Below are 1192 nucleotides of genomic sequence, written 5' to 3' on the forward strand. Positions count from 1 at the left end.
AACAATATATCAAAGAAAGATTTAATTGGAGCACAATAGAAAAAGAATTGATTACGCATATAGATAATGTTTTACATGATTAAACAATCCATAATGGTAGGGGATTCCAAAGAAGATATGGAGTTTGCATCAAACTTAGGTATGTATTCAGTCTTGATTTCAAGCACCAATAGGCTTGATGTAAAAGCTCACAGAGTTTGCAAAAACCTAATAGAATTAATAGAAGGCGACTTTTTAGGCTTTTAGAGATTGGTATGTGATATAATACTTTGAATAAATGAAGTATTTAATTATAAGCTTTATTATAAGCCTTTTAACAAATCTTTTGCTGATAAAAGCCTCAAAGAGGATAGCAAAGCTTATCACAGACCATCTTCACGAAGGACCTCAGAAGTTTCACAAAAGACCGACACCTAGACTTGGAGGAGTGGGCATATTTTTAGGGTTTATAAGCGTTTGCATTTTTATAGCACTGAATAAACCAGATATAAGTCATCATTTTTTACTATTTTTAATATCCTCAATACCGGTCTTTTTGGCCGGGCTTTTGGAAGATATCACAAGGTCTATACCACCTAGAGCAAGACTTATCTTGATAAGCACAAGTGCCATGCTTGCTTTTTTTCTTTTAAAAGCCGATATAACAAGGACTGATATAAGTATATTAAATAACCTGCTTCATATAAAAATAATATCTTTTTTATTTACAATGTTTGCTATAGCTGGCCTTACAAACGCTATAAACATAATAGATGGTTTTAACGGTCTTGCTTCTGGTGTAAGTTTAATGATATTTATTGCTATTGGTTATGTAGCTTTTGAGAATAAAGATGTCTTGGTGCTAAATTTAGCAATGGCTATTGTAGGTGGTATTATTGGATTCATGCTTTTAAACTATCCATATGGCCTTATATTTCTGGGTGATGGTGGTGCATATTTTTTAGGATTTTCAATAGCTGTTTTATCTATATTGCTAGTCGAAAGAAATCCTCAAGTATCCCCTTGGTTTCCTGTTACGATAGCTATATATCCTATATACGAGACGCTATTTTCTATATATAGAAGAAAATTTCTGAAGAACACCTCACCTTTTAGGCCAGATAGCATGCATCTTCATACATTGTTGTATAAAACAATAACCAAAAAACTAATCAAAAAACACGATAAAGTATACAGAAACCCGCTTGCATCT

2 protein-coding genes are annotated in these 1192 nt (G+C 32.5%); both read left to right on the plus strand.

What is annotated here, in order from left to right; translation table 11 throughout:
• The first annotated feature begins 75 nt into the window (after positions 1-75).
• Positions 76-246 carry an HAD hydrolase-like protein gene (locus tag ACP5S8_RS08425; protein WP_461876489.1) on the plus strand — a complete coding sequence of 57 codons (171 nt, stop codon included), beginning with the start codon at positions 76-78 and terminating at the stop codon, positions 244-246.
• 31 nt (positions 247-277) lie between these two features.
• The coding region (locus ACP5S8_RS08430) for a glycosyltransferase family 4 protein (RefSeq protein ID WP_461876490.1) at positions 278-1192 on the plus strand (915 nt) is incomplete at its 3' end.

This window comes from Hydrogenobaculum sp., assembly GCF_049967395.1.
GTDB lineage: Bacteria > Aquificota > Aquificia > Aquificales > Aquificaceae > Hydrogenobaculum.

Coding starts and splice junctions, on each gene's coding strand:
- ACP5S8_RS08425 (WP_461876489.1), top strand. CDS start 76: ATGATTAAACAATCCATAATGGTAGGGGATTCCAAAGAAGATATGGAG.